This is a genomic window from Streptomyces sp. NPDC001415 (assembly GCF_053597395.1).
The window spans coordinates 64,734-80,996 of sequence record NZ_JBSFIE010000030.1; the positions used below are offsets into that span (position 1 = coordinate 64,734).

General features: G+C 68.8%; 11 protein-coding genes, 1 tRNA gene and 2 pseudogenes. 5 read left to right on the plus strand and 9 right to left on the minus strand.

Annotation, left to right across the window (positions count from 1 at the left end; genetic code table 11):
* Positions 1 to 96 precede the first annotated feature (96 nt).
* Complete coding sequence (locus ACWC2B_RS29935) at positions 97 to 2,055, plus strand: MFS transporter (protein ID WP_450722013.1); 1,959 nt, start codon at positions 97 to 99, stop codon at positions 2,053 to 2,055.
* A gap of 37 nt (positions 2,056 to 2,092) precedes the next feature.
* Here the strand turns inward: ACWC2B_RS29935 and ACWC2B_RS29940 are convergent, their stop codons facing one another.
* Together ACWC2B_RS29940 and ACWC2B_RS29945 are read right to left on the minus strand one after the other, a co-directional pair.
* Complete coding sequence (locus ACWC2B_RS29940; protein WP_450722015.1) at positions 2,093 to 2,596, minus strand: mycothiol transferase; 504 nt, start codon at positions 2,594 to 2,596, stop codon at positions 2,093 to 2,095.
* Between the two features lie 631 nt (positions 2,597 to 3,227).
* Positions 3,228 to 3,722: a hypothetical protein gene (locus tag ACWC2B_RS29945; RefSeq protein WP_030049694.1), complete on the minus strand. Its 495-nt coding sequence runs from the start codon at positions 3,720 to 3,722 to the stop codon at positions 3,228 to 3,230.
* Positions 3,723 to 4,183: 461 nt separating this feature from the next.
* Between ACWC2B_RS29945 and ACWC2B_RS29950 the strand changes: the two genes are divergently transcribed.
* Positions 4,184 to 4,903, plus strand: coding sequence for a hypothetical protein (locus tag ACWC2B_RS29950; RefSeq protein WP_450722017.1), 720 nt, complete (start codon positions 4,184 to 4,186; stop codon positions 4,901 to 4,903).
* A gap of 357 nt (positions 4,904 to 5,260) precedes the next feature.
* On the opposite strand, the gene ACWC2B_RS29955 is transcribed toward ACWC2B_RS29950, so the two are convergent.
* Positions 5,261 to 7,306 carry a hypothetical protein gene (locus ACWC2B_RS29955; protein ID WP_450722019.1) on the minus strand — a complete coding sequence of 682 codons (2,046 nt, stop codon included), beginning with the start codon at positions 7,304 to 7,306 and terminating at the stop codon, positions 5,261 to 5,263.
* A 179-nt stretch (positions 7,307 to 7,485) separates the two neighbouring features.
* Here ACWC2B_RS29955 and ACWC2B_RS29960 point away from each other — a divergent pair, with 179 nt between their 5' ends.
* Entirely contained in the window at positions 7,486 to 7,920 is a 435-nt protein-coding gene (locus tag ACWC2B_RS29960; RefSeq protein WP_450722021.1) for a tyrosine-type recombinase/integrase, read from the plus strand.
* 47 nt (positions 7,921 to 7,967) lie between these two features.
* On the opposite strand, the gene ACWC2B_RS29965 is transcribed toward ACWC2B_RS29960, so the two are convergent.
* The 5 genes and pseudogenes from ACWC2B_RS29965 to ACWC2B_RS29985 form a co-directional block, all read right to left on the minus strand.
* Positions 7,968 to 8,040: transfer RNA gene (locus tag ACWC2B_RS29965), tRNA-Arg, on the minus strand.
* 229 nt (positions 8,041 to 8,269) lie between these two features.
* A pseudogene (locus tag ACWC2B_RS29970) lies at positions 8,270 to 8,481 on the minus strand (hypothetical protein); the annotation flags it as partial.
* A 246-nt stretch (positions 8,482 to 8,727) separates the two neighbouring features.
* Positions 8,728 to 9,804, minus strand: a complete 1,077-nt coding sequence (locus ACWC2B_RS29975) for an acyltransferase family protein (protein WP_450722023.1) — start codon at positions 9,802 to 9,804, stop codon at positions 8,728 to 8,730.
* 478 nt (positions 9,805 to 10,282) lie between these two features.
* Positions 10,283 to 10,633, minus strand: a pseudogene (locus ACWC2B_RS29980) (L,D-transpeptidase); the annotation flags it as partial.
* Positions 10,621 to 11,091, minus strand: a complete 471-nt coding sequence (locus tag ACWC2B_RS29985) for an Ig-like domain-containing protein (protein WP_450722025.1) — start codon at positions 11,089 to 11,091, stop codon at positions 10,621 to 10,623. The pseudogene ACWC2B_RS29980 and the gene ACWC2B_RS29985, both read right to left, overlap by 13 nt.
* Before the next feature lie 170 nt (positions 11,092 to 11,261).
* Between ACWC2B_RS29985 and ACWC2B_RS29990 the strand changes: the two genes are divergently transcribed.
* Positions 11,262 to 12,365, plus strand: coding sequence for an LCP family protein (locus tag ACWC2B_RS29990; protein WP_450722027.1), 1,104 nt, complete (start codon positions 11,262 to 11,264; stop codon positions 12,363 to 12,365).
* Between the two features lie 119 nt (positions 12,366 to 12,484).
* Positions 12,485 to 14,233 (plus strand): class I adenylate-forming enzyme family protein, encoded by a 1,749-nt coding sequence (locus ACWC2B_RS29995; RefSeq protein ID WP_450722062.1) that lies wholly within the window; start codon positions 12,485 to 12,487, stop codon positions 14,231 to 14,233.
* A gap of 582 nt (positions 14,234 to 14,815) precedes the next feature.
* On the opposite strand, the gene ACWC2B_RS30000 is transcribed toward ACWC2B_RS29995, so the two are convergent.
* A complete protein-coding gene (locus tag ACWC2B_RS30000; protein WP_450722064.1) occupies positions 14,816 to 16,123 on the minus strand; it encodes a M6 family metalloprotease domain-containing protein in 1,308 nt (435 codons plus the stop codon).
* Between the last annotated feature and the right edge of the window lie 140 nt (positions 16,124 to 16,263).

The window sequence follows — 16,263 nt, forward strand, 5'->3', positions numbered from 1 at the left end:
CTTGAGGGAGAACCTCGGGGAACCCCCGCGCGGATCGTGTGCAGATGCACATGATCGCGCATGCCAGGTGAGACAGCGTGAGGCGGGAGAGCCGCAGTGACCACCGCTGAGCCGACGCCCACCCGCGCCGACAGCACCGCGAGTACGAGCACGACGAGTACGAGCACCACGAGCACGAGCACCACGAGCACGACGAGCGAGAAGAAGACGGCGACCAGCCCCTGGTCCAAGGCGCGAATACGCCTGGGAATGGGAACAGGAACCGGAACGGAAACCGGAACGGGAACAGCAACCGGAACGGGAAGAGGACTGGGCCAGGGCCAGAACCTGGGCCTGGGCCTGGGTCCGGACTCCTGGCCGCGGCGCCACCCCGTCGCGTTCGTGACGGCGGCCGCGGCCGTGACCCACATCCTCTGGTTCTTCCTCTTCGCGAACAGCGGCGGCGACCTCGCGGCGCAGGACGCCTGGACCGAGTTCGTCGGCCGCCACCCGGAGTCCGCGTACAACCTGGCCTGGTACGGCGGGATGCACCCGGTGTCGTACAGCGTGGTCTCGCCGTACTTGATGTCGGTGCTCGGCGTGCGGACGACGATGATGATCGCCGGAACCGTGTCGGCCGGGCTCACCGCGCTGATCCTGGTGCGCGTGAAGGCGGTCCGCAACCCGCTGGCCTGCTCCTTCGCCGCGCTGTTCGCCTTCCTGTGCAACGCGATGTCGGGCCGGGTGACGTTCGGGCTCGGCATGATGTTCGCGCTCGGCGCGGTGGCCGCGGTGTTCTGCTGGCCGCACAACAAGCGTGAGAACCGCTGGCCGAAGGCGGCCGTGGCCGCGCCGTGCGCCGCGCTCGCGACCGCCAGCAGCCCGGTCGCGGGACTGTTCCTCGGCCTTGTCGCGGCCGCGCTGTTCCTGAACAAGCGCCGCCCGGGCGCGTACGCGATCGGCCTGCCGCCGGTCGTGGTGGTCGCCCTGTCGGCGTGGCTGTTCCCCTTCTCGGGTACGCAGCCGATGTCGCTGGCCACGACCTCCGGGCCCTTCCTCTTCGCGGTCCTGATCATCTTCCTCGTACCGAAGGACTGGCGGACGGTCCGCACGGCCGCGCTGGTGTACGGCGTCGCGGTGCTGCTGTGCTTCGCGATCCAGTCGCAGATCGGCTCGAACATCACGCGCCTGGCGATGCTGTTCGCCGGGGTGGTGCTGCTGGCCGCGCTGCCGTACACGGTGCCGAAGTCCCGCAGGTGGTACGCGGTGGTGCTGGCGTTCGCCGGGCTCAACGGGTGGATCGGCTTCAAGTCGGTGGACGACATCGTGAGCACCGCGCCCGCCGCGACCTGGGCCCGCGATCTGGCGCCGCTGGTCGACCAGTTGCAGGGGACCGACGCGGAGACCGGCCGGGTCGAGGTGGTCCCCGCCTCCAGCCACCGCGAGGCCTCCGCGTTCACCCCGTACGTGAACCTGGCCCGCGGCTGGAACCGCCAGGCGGACATCAAGCGCAACCCGCTGTTCTACGACGACACCCTGAACGCGGACAACTACCACGCCTGGCTGAACCGCTGGGCGGTGCGCTACGTGGTGCTGCCGCTGGGCCCGGCGGACGTCAACGGCGCCGTCCAGGAGGGCAAGCTCATCCGGGAGGGCCTGCCGTACCTGAAGCAGATCTGGTCGAACGAGCACTGGCGCCTGTTCGCGGTCGAGAACCCGACCCCGCTGGCGGACCCGCCCGCCACGGTCAAGCACGCCGGCGAGGGCGAGGTCACGGTCGAGGTCCGCTCGCCGGGCAAGATCCTGATCCGCATCCCGTACTCGCCCTGGCTGAAGCTGGTCGACGAGAAGGGCAAGGGGGTCGTGCCGCCGCAGGAGACCCCGGAGTCCAAGCGGCGCGACCACGGCCAGAAGACGTACACGAACCCGAACGGCTGCCTCCGCAAGGCCGTGCAGACGTCCTCGGACGACGAGTGGACAGAACTCCTCGCCCCGAAGCCGGGCACGTACCGCGTGGCCGCGCCGTACAGCATTCCCCGGGGGACGGGGTGCCCGGAGGGGGTTGTGGAGCCGTAAGAGCCTGTGTCCGAGGCGGCCCGCTCCCCGGGGTGGGTCAGAGCAGGCCCCGCACGTAGGCGGCCTGGCCGACGTGCTGGAGGTCGTCCCCCAGCACGCTCACCAGGCGGACGCCCAGCGTCACCGGCGGGTCCCAGCGCACGTCCACGACCCGGTCGAGCGCATTGCCGTCGAGCTTGCCGAGGTAGCCGAGCGTCTGCTCGTGGACCGCGTCGTAGTAGTCGAGCAGCAGCCCGCCCGACGCCACCCGCACCTGGCCCACCTGCTTGGACGTGTGCCCGTATCCGGTGTCCGCCTGTGCCAGAGGAAGATCGAAGCGGTCTGCCCAGCCCTGCGCGAGCCACACCTGCTCGATCCCGGCCGCGTCGGCGATGTGGTCGTCCTGCACCCGTGTGAGGTGCCAGACCAGCCATGCGATGGAGTTCGCCTCGCCGTCCCCCGGCCTGGCGTGGAGATCGTCGGCGGAGAGCCCGTCGACGACGGCGTGCACCTCTTCCTTGATGCGTCCGTAACCGTCGATGAGTACGTCCTGTGAGCGCATGAGATGCAGTGTCGTCCACGGGAGGGATCCCGGCCAGCGGGGTCGCGGGGTGTTTCGCGCCGAGCGAGCTCTTTCTGACTTGGGGCCCTCGGGTGCCCCTGGGCATGAGGTGGGTGCCGGGCGAATGAACACCGCGATGGCGTCTTTCCTTCCAGCAGCCTTGCGGGGCCGTTGAGTTCGCCGATCGCGGCCGCTTCGTCGTGGCTGGGCGACGTGGGCGGAGTGAGGTCACTGCTCCCTCCTGGGCTGCGCTCTGCTGGGCGTAGCCGATAGGCGCTTACGGCGCCAGGCCGCTGACGCCGCGCGCTGGGGGCGGGCCTTCGCCTGCCCCTGCCACTCTCTGCCCTTCCCACGACCCGCGTGCGCCTATACGTACGGAAAGCGCAGAGGCCCTGCCGCCCAATAGGACGGCAGGGCCTCTGGCCTGCTGATTCGCTGGTGCCCCCGGCAGGATTCGAACCTGCGACACCCGCTTTAGCAGTGGGATTGGATCCTTGCCGGGGGGGGGGCTCCCCCCTGCCGTAGGGCGCTGTTCTGCCTGATCAGCGCCCTACGGCGTCGTACCCCATCCGGCTCGTGACGCCCTGTGCTGGACCGTCCGCTCACGCATCGCGCACGCACGCAAGGCCGGTCATGAGTCCAGACTCTTGCGACGCACGCGCATGTAGGTTCCTGATGTGGTACTCCCGCCCCACCCGCCAGTCGTGGCGATGTCCCATCCTTGCTGGGCGCGCATCTGCTTGGCGAACGCGTCGAGGTCATTGATGGCGCATCCGCAGTCCAGATGGACGCGGACAGTGATGTAGCTGCCCATCGGCTTCTTCTCGCTGGGGTCCAGCGTCCAGCGGACGGCGTGCTCGTGGTCAGCGAGCCCGGTGCGCTGTTGATCGTGAAGGAGTCCGTGTGCGCGGGCATACTCGTCGAGGTCGTCGATGACGAACAGGTCGCTTCGCCAGGAACCCGGCCATACGGCGAACAGTCGGGACTCCCCACTGCGAGCCCGCTCGTAAGCGCCGGCATCAACGCCGTGGGACACCGTTCCGTCCTCGGCTACTTCGATATAGCACAGCGTCTTCGCGGTGTACGGGAAGTCCCTGCCGACAGCAGCTGCGCTGCGGGGTTCCATGCTGCTCCTTCGGGCTGGTGGTGTTAGACCGACTGGCCGCCAAGTACCAGGGCCTCAGGTGATCCTGGCATGAGGCGGAACTCGACGAAGGGGCTTTCTGAACTGCGATCACGCAGCGAGGAGGAGCGTGCGTGACAGTGGCTCATTGGCGCTGCCGCATACCTGCGTGGCCCTGGCGGTTTGCGCTACTTGATCCGTCGACCGTTGAAGACGCCCTGGCACCGTCTGCGCCTACTTCACGACTTTGTGCGCCATTGTCACCACGCCTGCGCCCGGGTAGCCTGCCGCTAGCCATGCGGACCCGGGCTGAGGTGCCGGGTCTGACAGCAACCCGCCTTTGGCCATGCGAACGAGCATGTAGCTCAGACGACACGTTGATCGGCAGGGTTTCCCCTTACTTGTGGCGGTATCCGCGCGTGTTCGTGCCCGCGCCGCCTCTGAGACGTGATGTGAGACAGGAAATGATTCATTCGTTCATCGCACACACGAGTCCGGGGCGGAGCAGAGTATTCGCCCTTGCCAAAGGCCCCCGCGACGAGTTGGAGGCGGTCACTACGCTGGGAGCGGGCGATCTCCATCTGACCGGGGAACTGGTCGATGCACTCAACTGCTTCCTGGCCGACCGAGACGAGGCTTCTCTCGGAGTGGTGCTGGATCGAGTCCCGAAGCCGGTGCGCATGGCCGCGCAGCAATATCTCAAGAACAAGTGCGCACCGATGCTTGGAGCCTTCACTGGCTTCGGGCCGATTGACGTGGTTCGCCCCGCTGTCTATTTCAGCGATATCGATGACGAACTCGAGGAGTACCTTGAGGGCGCGTACATGATCGGGCTCGGCATTCGCATGTCGAACGAGCGCGGCAGCGATGGAGACGTCGACTGGGTTGTGCAATTGCTCAGCGACGAGGTCTCCGTGCCAGCCAGCGCCGAGCCGCGTACATGGGCACTTCCCGTAGAAGCGAAGCTCCTGCAAACCTGGACGAGTAAGCGGCTGACTGGCGGCATCGGCCCCGTTCGTAGCGCGCTAAATGTGGCGGAGGACGCGAGTGCCGAGGGGCGTTGGGTAAGGATCCATACGTTGCTTCACAGCGACCGCGATGTCGACTTCGAGGGCAACGGATCCTCGGAGTTCGTCGTCGACGTCTTCGATGCGCCCATCCCACTACAGCACTTGGATGAGTAGGCCGGCTGTGCTTGCCGCGGTTCAGCGAGCAGGTCCTGCGGGCTGCCACCGGGCGACTACGCATACGCCCTGGCAGCGAGCACTCCCCCCTGCGCTCAGGGGGAATTTCGGCCAGGCGCGTGATCGGCGGCAGCGACCAGGTGTCTGCTGGTGCAGCGCCAGGACACTGCTCATAGAGCCCGAGGTTGCCCCCCATCGATCAGTAGTCGGTGACGACAGTGCTGCAGTCCATGGGCGCTCCGAGTTGGGGCGCCCATGGACTGCCCTGTGGTTCGCGCACGGCCACGCTGATTCACCCGGCTGGGGCGCCCCGGTGTGCCGTGGGCCAGCACCGCTGAAGGTCTCCTGGGGGCTTGGTCACCTGTCAGTTCGGACGAAACGGCAGAAGGGCGCCTCGAATTTCAGGGAGACGGATTCCTTGCACTGCTTACCTCCGACCTTCAAAGCCCGCACGGTGGCTGAGTCGGCGTCGGGCAGGTTGGTCCAGTAGGCCCCGTCGCGATGTAGTTCAACGATGGTGTTGGCGCCGCGTGCGATAGGCGTCGGGACATGTCGCAGTTCGAGCGGCTCGTCAGGCCCTTCGCTCAACGCACGAGCTGTGATCAGAACCGCGAGGTTGTGTTCCTCCGCAATGCGGCGTGCCACGTCCATGCTCAATGCCAGGCCCTCCTCGTCCAGCTCGCTGTAGCTCTGGATCGTGTCGACCACCCACAGGGCAAGGCGACCACGATGCGGTGGGATGACCGTAGTTGCGGCTTCCCGGAAGACCTGTTCAAGCGGGAGCCCGATGGTCGGGGTGTGCCAGCCTGGCACCCTGACTGAGGACTCTGATGCGCGGCGACGCACGGAGTCGAAGTCCACCGTGTCGGCGGGGTATCGCAGATCTGCTCCGCAGGTGGCGCTGACGAGCTTCCGCTCGATCGTGTCGGAGTTGATCTCGCAGGTGCTGAAGACCGTGAGTCGTTCGGCTGTGGCATTGTGCAGCGCGATGTTCAGCGCCATTGTCGAGCGGCCGGCAGTTGGCACGGACACGATCGCGGTGACCGTCCCAGGCTCCAGCTTCAGGAGGTCGTTGACGTCCGGCCACGGAGTGGCACCAGGAGTCTTGCCGAGGTCGATCCAGGTGCCTTCCTCATTAATGCCAGGCACCGGGTGCGGTACTTCCTCGGAGCCCTCGTCCCCTGTGCCCTCGGCGGCGTTTTCAGCGGGCCAGGCGTGCAAGGGGACCTGCGCGTCGCGGGATGCCACCTGCATCATGTCTGGCTGCCACATCACCTTGCTGAAGAACGTCTCCCCGATGGCCGAGAGAGGGAGATTCCAGGGCCGACCGAAGGGCTTGACATCCCAGCCGTTGGCGCGGGCCCTGTCGGCGCTGGCGCTGATCCGCCCGATGGTGCTGTTGGCGGCTTGCCGCTTGTTCACTCCGCCACGCTGGTAGTAGGCGGCGGAGTCCTTGGCCGCCCGGTAGATGAAGTTGAAGACCTGGCCGAGGCTGAAGGTGCTCAGGGCGTCTTGGAGGGCGGTGCGGGTCCCCTCGCCCTGGTTCATCTCAAGGTGGTGCTCGCCGAGCTTCATCGCGAGGTAGTCCTGTGCGTCCGCCAGCACCAGCTCGTCCCATAGCTCGCGCCACTGGCCCGCCCAGGAGGTCGGCCACGGGCCTTCCCGGAAGGTGCGGTTCAGAGCTTGGAGGAGGCGGGGGTGCCGATCAGTGAGCTCGTCGGCCTGGCCCATGAGGTAGTAGCTGACGCGGCCGAGGTAGAAGGAATCGCTGAGTTCCCCGTCGTCGTCCAGGGCGAAGGCGTCGAGGTGCGAGTCCGGGTGCACTTTGATCAGGCGCGGCACAGCCTTCAGGAGCCCACGCTCGAAGTCATACCGAAGCTGCTCGGGAGCCCAGCGGCGCTCCTTCGGCCAGATGTCGGTGGGAGACGTCAGCCCGGCGTCTTCGACTGCCGGGTCGCTAAAGAGGGTATGCAGCGCGATGGCCTCGAAAAGAGTGAGGTCGGCGGGCTCCAAGTCGGGACGGTTCAGGACGGGGTACTGCTCGTAGACCTCGGCACGGCGCCGCGCCTTCTGTTCCTTGGCCCGTGCGGCCTGCTCTTCCACTTCGCGTTCGTGGCAGCTCGGGCACTTCCAGCTTTCGAAACGGAGGGCTTGAGTGAGATCACTGCGGCTGGACACGGGGTAGGGGTCCTCGCAGGACTCGCACAACAAGTCGGCCAGGTAGGCCGTGCCCGCCTGCTGGGCGATGCGGGTCATCTGCTGCGGCTTCAGCCCGTACTCCGCGCGGATGGCAGTGACGGTCTGCGCCCACGTCTCACCGTCCTCGTTGAGTCGCCAGTACGCCTCGAAGGCGGCTGCCTCGGGCGCATCGTCCGTGAGCACTTCGAGTTCGAGCTGAGCCACGTTCCCCCCTAGGGTTTGTCGGCAGGCGCCAATTATTTCGAGTTTGCGGACAAAGGAGGGGCGTTTTAGCTGCGTAGACTGCGCTGACCTGCTCTGAAGAGCGATGCTCCGTGTTCCGCTGCCGCGAGAAATCATTGTTGCGGCCACGGGGGCGGGTCTCCGCCAAGGAGAACGGTGAGATGCTTCACCCCGCCAACGTCACGCGGCGGTTCATCGAGCTGTACGAGGAGATCGACCTCCCGCCGGTCCGGCTCCACGACCTCCGCCACGGTGCTACGACCCTCGCCCACGCGGCCGGGGCCGACCTGAAGGACATCCAGGAGATGCTCGGCCACTCCTCGATCACCATCACGGCCGACACGTACACGAGCCTGCTCCCCGAAGCGGACCTGGCGATCGCCGAGGCCGCAGCCCGGCTCGTCCCGCGCGCCCGCGCGACCTCCGAGAACACCGCCCCCGAAGCGGAGGCCGAGCCCGACGACGCGAAGCATCCCGACCCGGAGCCCGTGCCGGATGATGCTGATCCGTTGGGAGGAATTCCGGAGATCAACTCTCCGTCCGCTCACGCACCGCTCACGCAAACGGCCCCGGACGAGGAGTCCGAGGCCGAGTAGGAGCCCTCCCCGGGAGAGAAACCCCAGGTCAGAGCGTTAACGCGTTGTGCCCCCGGCAGGATTCGAACCTGCGACACCCGCTTTAGGAGAGCGGTGCTCTATCCCCTGAGCTACGGAGGCGGGCCTTGATGAAGACGTGGATGAAAATTCCAGCATGATCGCCGCGCTGGCATCCAGTCCGCACAAGGGCCTGGGCCGTCGGTGAGGACAGCCCAGGACAGGGTAGCGGATGGGAGTGGGGCGGTGGGCGGGCGGTGGGTCGAGGGGCATGGTGCGAGCTAGGTTGCGCTCTCCTCGTCCGCGTCGGAGTAGTCCGGATCCTCGGCGTAGCGCGCGGCGCTGGCGGTGTTCAGCGTGCTGGCCCGCTGGGTGGACTCTGCCACCGTCCTGACCGTATGAGCCACGACTGCGCCAGCAGTTCGGCGATCTCCCTGAACGCGTCCCGTCCCGGTCGCCCCACTCCGGTGAGTGTGGCGGAGGCGGGGCCGGCCCAGTCCCCGTACCGAGCAGGTGCAGGCGCGCCTCGTCCACGGCGCGCGTGTCCACCGTGGCGATGTGGCCGCACGGTCGAGCATCTCCTGGGTTTCACGGATGCCGCCGAACAGTGATCCGGCGTAGGAGCGCCGGTTGGCGAACAGGGAGGGCACGTTCACCGGCAGCGGCTCACTCGGGGCGTGCTGCCACTGGTCGCGGGTGGGGCCGGTCTTGGGTAGTCGTCCTTGGACTGTCGCTGTCGGTGATCCAGTTCCGGACCTCAGCCCGTACGTCGAGTGTCCGATGCGCAAGCCGTAGGCTTCCTGCCTGCTTTTACGCAGCTCGGTGTCGGGTGCTCTCGCCTTGGTGGAAGAGCCAGTTGAGGCGGGGTTCGATGAAGGGCCTCATCACCTGCCGGATGGGACGGGTGCAGAGCAGGAGGGCGAGGGCGATGGACAGGACGGTGAGCGCGGCCTGGCCTGCCGGGTGGTGAAGGACTTCACGGTTGTAGACGTGGGTGTGGACCAAGGTTTGGCGCACGAAGGCGTGGATGAGGAAGGCGCTCATGGTGCCGGCACCGAGTGCGGTGAACCAGACGCGGCGATTGGGGACGAGGGCGAGGAAGGCTGCGGTGAGGATGAGTCCGGCGGCGTAGATCGCGGCGGACTGGGCGAGCCAGTGCGTGTATGAGACGTGGAGCTCGTCGGCACTGCTGCTGCGGTACAGCCATCCGGCTCCGAGCCGCGGAGCCAGCCAGTACGCCGCGGCGCCTGCCACGGCAAACACGGTGAGGGCTGCTCCCTTGACCCAGCGAGTCTCGCGCAGCCAGGCCAGGTGGGACGGGCGCAGGGTCAGCCCGATGACGAAGAAGGGAAAGAACTGCAGTACGCGGGTGATGGAGAACTGGGCGCCGAGGGAAAACGCGCCGGCGGCCAGGAAGAGCGCGGTGGCGACGGTCACGGGTGCGCGCAGGGTTTGCCATATCGGGGCAGTCAGGCGCCAGAGACAGAGGGCGATCAGGAACCAGGTGATCCATACCGGTGTAAGCGGCTGGATCTTCGCGTGGGCGCCGGAGAGCGTGTTGTTGAAGAGTGTCAGCAGGGCGCCCCACAACACGAAAGGTATGAGCACGCCGCTGGCCAACCGTCTGAGTTGCTGTGGTTGGGTGGTGAAAGTCCGAGAGAAAAAGCCTGATATGAGAATGAATGCGGGCATGTGGAAGGCATAGACAAGTAGGTAGAGGGCTTTGAGGTGGCGCTGCCCTGACTGTTCTATGAGCGGTTCCCAGAAGTGACCGCAGACCACCAGCACGACGGCCAGTAGCTTCGCGTTGTCGTAGTACGGGTCCCGGCTTTTGCTGGGTTTCTCCTTGCCGTCGGAGCGGAGGGCCGGGGGAGCGAGCTGGGTCACGTGGACTACCTCGGAGACTGGCGGTCATGGGCAGGCGCTGCGGACGCGGAACCGCCACAGTCGACGCCGATCGTAGACCCGCCCATGGGACACCTGTGCGATAGCTCGGTCTGGCTCTCTTCGCTCAAGCGGTGTCTTCACGGAGAAGCAGGTGGGAACGGCAGTGGTAGCGCCGCCACTCTCACGCCGAGTGAAGCCGGGCGCGGCCGAGCCCGGGGCGTCGTGACGCTGCCGACAGGCTGCAACCGATCGCTTCAGGGATGCACGGGGCATGCAAGGTCCCACAGCGCAGGGCTGATCAAGTGCCATGACTCCTGGACGATTTGGCGGGGCAGCGGCACGCTCCCATGCGGAGAGTGGGGCAGGATCAGCGCCGTGGCGCCCGCTGCCCTGACTCGATTTGACGTCGGCGGTGACGCCGGGCGTCCTCGCTCCTGGGCGGGCCCGGGGCGAAGGGCTGGGTCCGCTCGTGGGTCCGTCACGTGACCGCGCTGCCTGCCGTCCACGTCGGCCACGGCAGGTTCCAGCCGGAGAGGCCGTTGTCCGGGGCTACCGTGCCGCCGTTCTGGGAGTTGCGGACGATCACTACGTCGCCGAGGAGGGAGTTCGTGTAGAACCAGGTGCCGGGGGAGCCCGGGTCGCCGCCGCCCTGGGTGTCCCGGATGCCTATGCAGCCGTGGCTGGAGGCGGTGGCGCCGAAGGTCGAGGGCGCGGCCCAGTAGTTGCCGTGGATGAAGGTGCCGGAGTTCGTGAGGCGCTGGGCGTGCGGCACGTCGGGGATGTCGCACTCGTCGCCGAGACCCACCGTGGTGCTGTTCATCTTCGTCTGCCGGTCCTGGTCGCCGTCCGCCCGTCCGGGTCCTTCGCCTCGGCGGTCAGTGTGTACGCCGTGCCGCGGGCCAGGTTCGCCGAGGGGTGCCAGGCGTTGCGGGCCGGGGCCAGTGCGCCGGGTATCGCCCTGCCGCCTTGGGCCGTGAGGGTGACCGAGGAGAAGGTGCCGTCCGCGACGCTCGCCCCGACGTCCTTGACGGTGATGCCGACGTGATCCGCGCCGTCCTTCGGGGTGGTGGTGATCTGCGCCTTCGACACCGTCGGGCTCGGGCTCGGGGACGCGTCCTTGCCGCCGCCCGACGAGCAGCCGCCCAGGGCCAGTACCGCCACCGCGAACAGGGCCAGGACGATCGGTGCGATTCCGGGGCGGCCTGCCCTTACGGCCCGTATTCGCCGCCTGCCGGTCGACAGGGACCTCTGGGACCTCAGGGACGTCAGGGGCGTCCACATCGACATCCTTATGGGCCTTGGTGTGGGCTTCAACTTGGACGCCTCCCCTCCGGCAGTCGTCAGCCTCGGTGCCCGATATCCCGTTATGCGGGGTTATGCACCCTTCTTGTAGTGTGCGGTAACGCCCTGTTTGTACGCATGCTGAGTTCTGGGTCGCTGACGGACGGAGTCGATGGATGACGTACGGACCCCGTTGGGGGCGGATACCCCGGATGGGCCGGCCCACCCGTACGCGGCCCCGTCCGCGGTCCACCCGGCTGCGCCTCGTGCTCTGCTCGCTCGCCGGGGTGCTGCTGCTCGCGGGCGGCGCGGCCGCGTACACCTGGCACCGGCTCAGCGGCAACCTCGGCAGCGTCGAACTCGGCTCGCTGCTCACCCCCGAGGCCTCGGCCACCTCCGACCTCAACATCCTGGTCGTCGGCTCCGATTCGCGAGCCGGGAAGAACGCGACGCGGGCGGGCGGGGGCGATGACACCGGGCGCTCCGACACCACCCTGCTGCTCCATGTGTACGGCGGCCGCACGAAGGCGGCGCTCGTCAGCATCCCGCGCGACACCATCGTCGACCGCCCCGCCTGTACCACCGCGTCCGGCCAGAAGCTGCCGGGGCGGGCGGGGGTCATGTTCAACTCCGTGTACGAAAGGGGCGGCGCCCCCTGCACGGTCGCGGCCGTCGAGTCGCTGAGCGGCGGGCTGCGGATCAACCACTACGTCGAGGTCGACTTCAACGGCTTCGCCGAGCTGATGGACGCGCTCGGCGGAACCGACATCGTCCTGGCCAAGCCCATCGACGACAAGCAGAGCGGGCTCCATCTCCGGGCCGGCAAGCACCACTTGGACGGCCAGCAGGCCCTCGATCTCGTACGCACCCGGTACGGCGTCGGCAACGGCAGCGACCTCGGCCGGATCCAGCTCCAGCACCAGTTCCTCACGGCGCTTCTCGGCCGGATCGCCGGCGGGGACCTGCTGGCCGATCCGGTCCGACTCTTCACCGTCGCCGATGCCGCGACGAACACCCTGACCACGGATTCCTCCCTCGCCCACGTCGCCAACCTCGCCTCGCTGGCGTACTCGATGAAGGGGCTCGGCGCGAAGGACGTCCAGATGGTCACCCTGCCGGCCCAACTGGAGCAGGGCAATGAGGACCGCCTCGTGCCGGACGCCGCCCGGGGTGCGAAGCTCTGGGCCGCGTTGAAGGGCGACCGCCCGGTGCCGGAAGCCGCGCTCACCGGTACGGCGTCGGTGCCGAACGGGATCGGCCAAGTGGTGAAGCCGGGCTGACCCCACAGGTCGTTGCGTATTACACCGACCTTGACCGGGGCGGGGGAGCGGCATAGCGTCGTCGACCACTGTGACTGGGCCGGCGCTTAGGAGGGCTTCCCGTGGGGACGGCAGAGGCGATGGGGGCGACAGGGGCGACAGCCGGCGAGGTGGGGGCGGCCGGGCCTCGGTCCGCCGGGGCGCGCGCGGAACCCGCCCGCGCGGAGGCGCTGCTCACCGCGGCCGGGGCGCCGTTCGCCGTGGTCCGCGGGGAGAGCGGTGTCCTTGAGTACGCCTCCGGGCCGCGCACCCTGCGGGAGTTCGTCGAGACGGTGTGGGCCTACGGGGAGCGGCCCTTCCTCGTCGCCGAGAGCGGAAGCTACTCCTACGGCGCGTTCTTCGCCGCCTCCTGCGCGCTGGCCCGGCGCCTCACCGACGTCTACGGGCTGCGCCCGGGCGACCGGGCCGTCATCGGCATGCGCAACCATCCCGAGTGGCAAGTCGCCTTCTGGGCGGCCCAGTTGGCGGGTCTGGTGGCCGTCCCGATGAACGCGTGGTGGACCTCCCAGGAGTTCGCGTACGCCCTCGACGACTGCACGCCGCGCGTGCTGCTCGTCGACGGCGAGCGGCTTGAGCGGGTGGCGGGCTGGGCCTCCGCTCGCGGCGTGCGCGGCATGGTCTTCCACCATGAAGGTGAGCTGCCCGACGGATTCGAGCGGTTCGACGACCTCCGTGAGCTCACCTCGCCCGACCGTGGGGCCGGGCCGCCCGACGTCGAGGTCTCGCCGGACGCCGATGCCACCATCATCTACACCTCCGGCACCACCGGGCGCCCCAAGGGAGCCGTCGCCACGCAGTTCGCGCAGGCCGGGGCCGTCATGAACCCCCGCTTCCAGGCGGCCATGTCGATGCTCGGGCGCGGCATCGTCCCCGGCCAGGGGCCCGCCCCCGTCACCCTCATGACGTTCCCCTTCTTCCACGTCGCCGCCTTCACCTCGGTGTACGCGGCGATGGCGGCGGGCGGGACGCTCGTCCTGATGCGGAAGTGGGACGCGGGGCGGGCGCTCGCGCTGATCCGGGAGCACCGGGTCACACACTTCGCGGGGGTGCCGGCCACTGCCCTTCAGTTGCTCGCCGCGGCTGAGGGGGAGGGCGAGGGGGACGTGCTGGGCAGTCTCACCGCCCTCAACACCGGGGGTGCGGCGGCTCCGCCCGGCCTCGTCGGCGGGCTCACCGCGCGGTACGGGTCCCGGATCGAGCCGCGCAACGGGTACGGGCTGACCGAGACGAGCGGAGGTGTGCTGGCCAACTTCGGCGCGGAGTACCGGAGTTGGCCCGACAGCGTGGGGCGGCCCACTCCCGTCACCGAGGTCCGGATCGCCGGGGCCGACGGGTCCCCGCTCCCCGACGGCGAGGTCGGGGAACTGTGGCTGCGGGGGCAGTCGCTGGTGCGGGGGTACTGGGGCGATCCGGCCGCCACCCGACTCGCCTTCCAGGGCGGGTGGTTCAGGACGGGGGACCTCGCGGTCCTTCGCGAGGGGCGGGTCGGGATCGTCGACCGGATCAAGGACATGGTGATCCGGGGTGGGGAGAACGTGTACTGCGTCGAGGTCGAGGGGGTGCTCCACGATCACCCCGCGGTACTGGATGCGGCGGTGCTGGGGATTTCTCATCCGGTACTGGGTGAGGAGGTGGGGGCGGTGGTTCAGGTGCGGGGCGGGGCCGTTGTGACCGCGGATGCCCTGCGGGCGCATGTCGGGGCGGTGCTGGCGGGGTTCAAAGTGCCGGCGCGGGTTGTTCTGCGGGAGGAGGCGTTGCCGCGGAATGCTGCGGGGAAGGTGCTGAAGCGGGAGCTCCGGGGGGTTTTCCCCACCCCGCCCCTTCCCTAAAGCCTCCGGCGGTGTGAGGGGGGAAGGGGGGTTTCCCGGGGCTCCGCCCCGGACCCCGGGGGCTCCTGGGGCTGCGCCCCAGACCCGATGCGGGGCTTCGCCCCTGCACCCCCGGGGCGTTTGCCCACCAGCCCGCCCATGACGGGGGTGGAGAGGCTGGGCTCCTGGGGCTGCGCCCCAGACCCCCTGAGGGGCTGCGCCCCTCGAACCCCCGCGGGGACTCCGTCCCCTGCACCCCTTTCCGGGCTGCGCCCCCGGATCCTCGCTGTTCAAGCGCCGGACCGGCTGAAGCGCCGGACTGGCTGGAGCGCGGGACTGGCTGAAGCGCCGGACCGGCTGAAGCGCGGGACTGGCTGGAGCGCCGGACCAGCTGGAGCGCGGGACTGGCTGAAGCGCCGGACTGGCTGTAGCGCGGGACCGGCTGAAGCGCCGGACTGGCTGAAGCGCGGGACTGGCTGAAGCGCGGGACTGGCTGAAGCGCGGGACCGGATGGAGCGCCGGACCGGGTGGAGCGCGGGACCGGGTGGAGCGCGGGACTGGCTGAAGCGCCTGACCGGCTGGAATCCGGCGCAGACGGCAGCGTCAAGATCTCGTCACCCGCACGTGATAGTTCCCCATCCCATCCACCCCCGTCACCGCGATCCGTAGCCCGTTCGTCCGGTCCACGAACGTCTCCCCCGTCGCATACGGGGCGTCAGACATTTCCGCGTTGACGTTCGGGCGACGCGTGCAGCCTCCCGTGTTGGGTTTGCTGTCCGAGACGGTTATCGGGCCCTTGCCCGTGTCGACGCTTGCGCTCACCCGGTAGATCAGGACCCCGGGTTTGCAGACCGCGTCGTCGTTGCCGCCCTGGGTGCGTACCTCCACCGCGTACCCGCTGTCCTTCGTCACCGGGACGAAGACCAGCTTCGGGCCGCCCTCCGTGGCCAGGGGGGTCAGGACGTACTGGCTCGCGCCGGTGCCCGTCGCGCACGACACCTGGCTGTTGTCGAGCCAGCCCAGCTTCCACTTGTGCCAGCCCAGCATGTCGTTGTTGGCGCCCCAGTCCTCGGACATGATGTCCCAGTGCCCGACGGCCCCGCCGCCCTGCGGGGTGTAGAGGTCGGGCAGTCCGAAGACGTGGCCGTTCTCGTGCGGCAGCACCCGGTAGCCGGTCTCCCCGTAGGAGCCGGAGCCGTCGTCCTGGCGGCTGTAGACGAACGAGGTGTTCGACAGCGGGACCCCGTCCGCGTACGGCGCGTCCTCGTTGCCGGAGAACGTCACCGAGAGGACCGTGTCCAGCGCCGCGGGGCCCGCGTTCGGCGTCACCAGCACGTTCACCAGGTCGTACTTCGAGAAGTTCACCTTCGGGCCGGCCGCCGCGATCATGTCCTGGACCAGGTGGTGGTAGCCGGGCTCATAGGGGGAGCCGCGTTCGATCCCGTACGCCGTGAACGCCTTCGGCATCCTCAGCCAACCGGGGATCGGGGCCTCTGCGCGGTAGTCGAGGCGGCCGTAGGAGGCGTTGCGGAACCAGTCGCTGGTCTGCGGGAAGAACTCCTTGTACCGGCTGAGCGCGGAGCCGGCGCCCACGGCGTCCGGGAAGTCGATCATGAGGGTGAGGGCCCGGACGATGCCGGTGGAATGCGCGTACCCGGGCGGGGTCGGAAGTCCTTCCGACATCTGCACGCCCAGCGCGGGCGGTATCCGGCAGGGGCCGAGCAAGGACTCGCCGGGGGCGGCCACCGGGCCCGCGGAGGCGCGGGTGGCGATCGACAGCGTGGTGGAACCGGTGGTCAGCGTGGCGAGCGCGACCGAGGCGAGGGCGGCGCCGAGGAAGGTGCTCCGGCGCCGCGCGGATATCCGGCGGCCTGGCGCCCCGGCCGGGCGGGACTGGCTGACGTCCTGCATGCGCACGCGCTCGCCTTCGGGGACGCGACAGCAGGCCGGATCCTGGCTGCGCTCGTCTGATCACCCTGTGTCCGGCGTGTCGCGTGCGCGCGCTGGGTGGCCCGAATGTGGGTTTTTCCGCATATGGCGGTGTGTGGCTC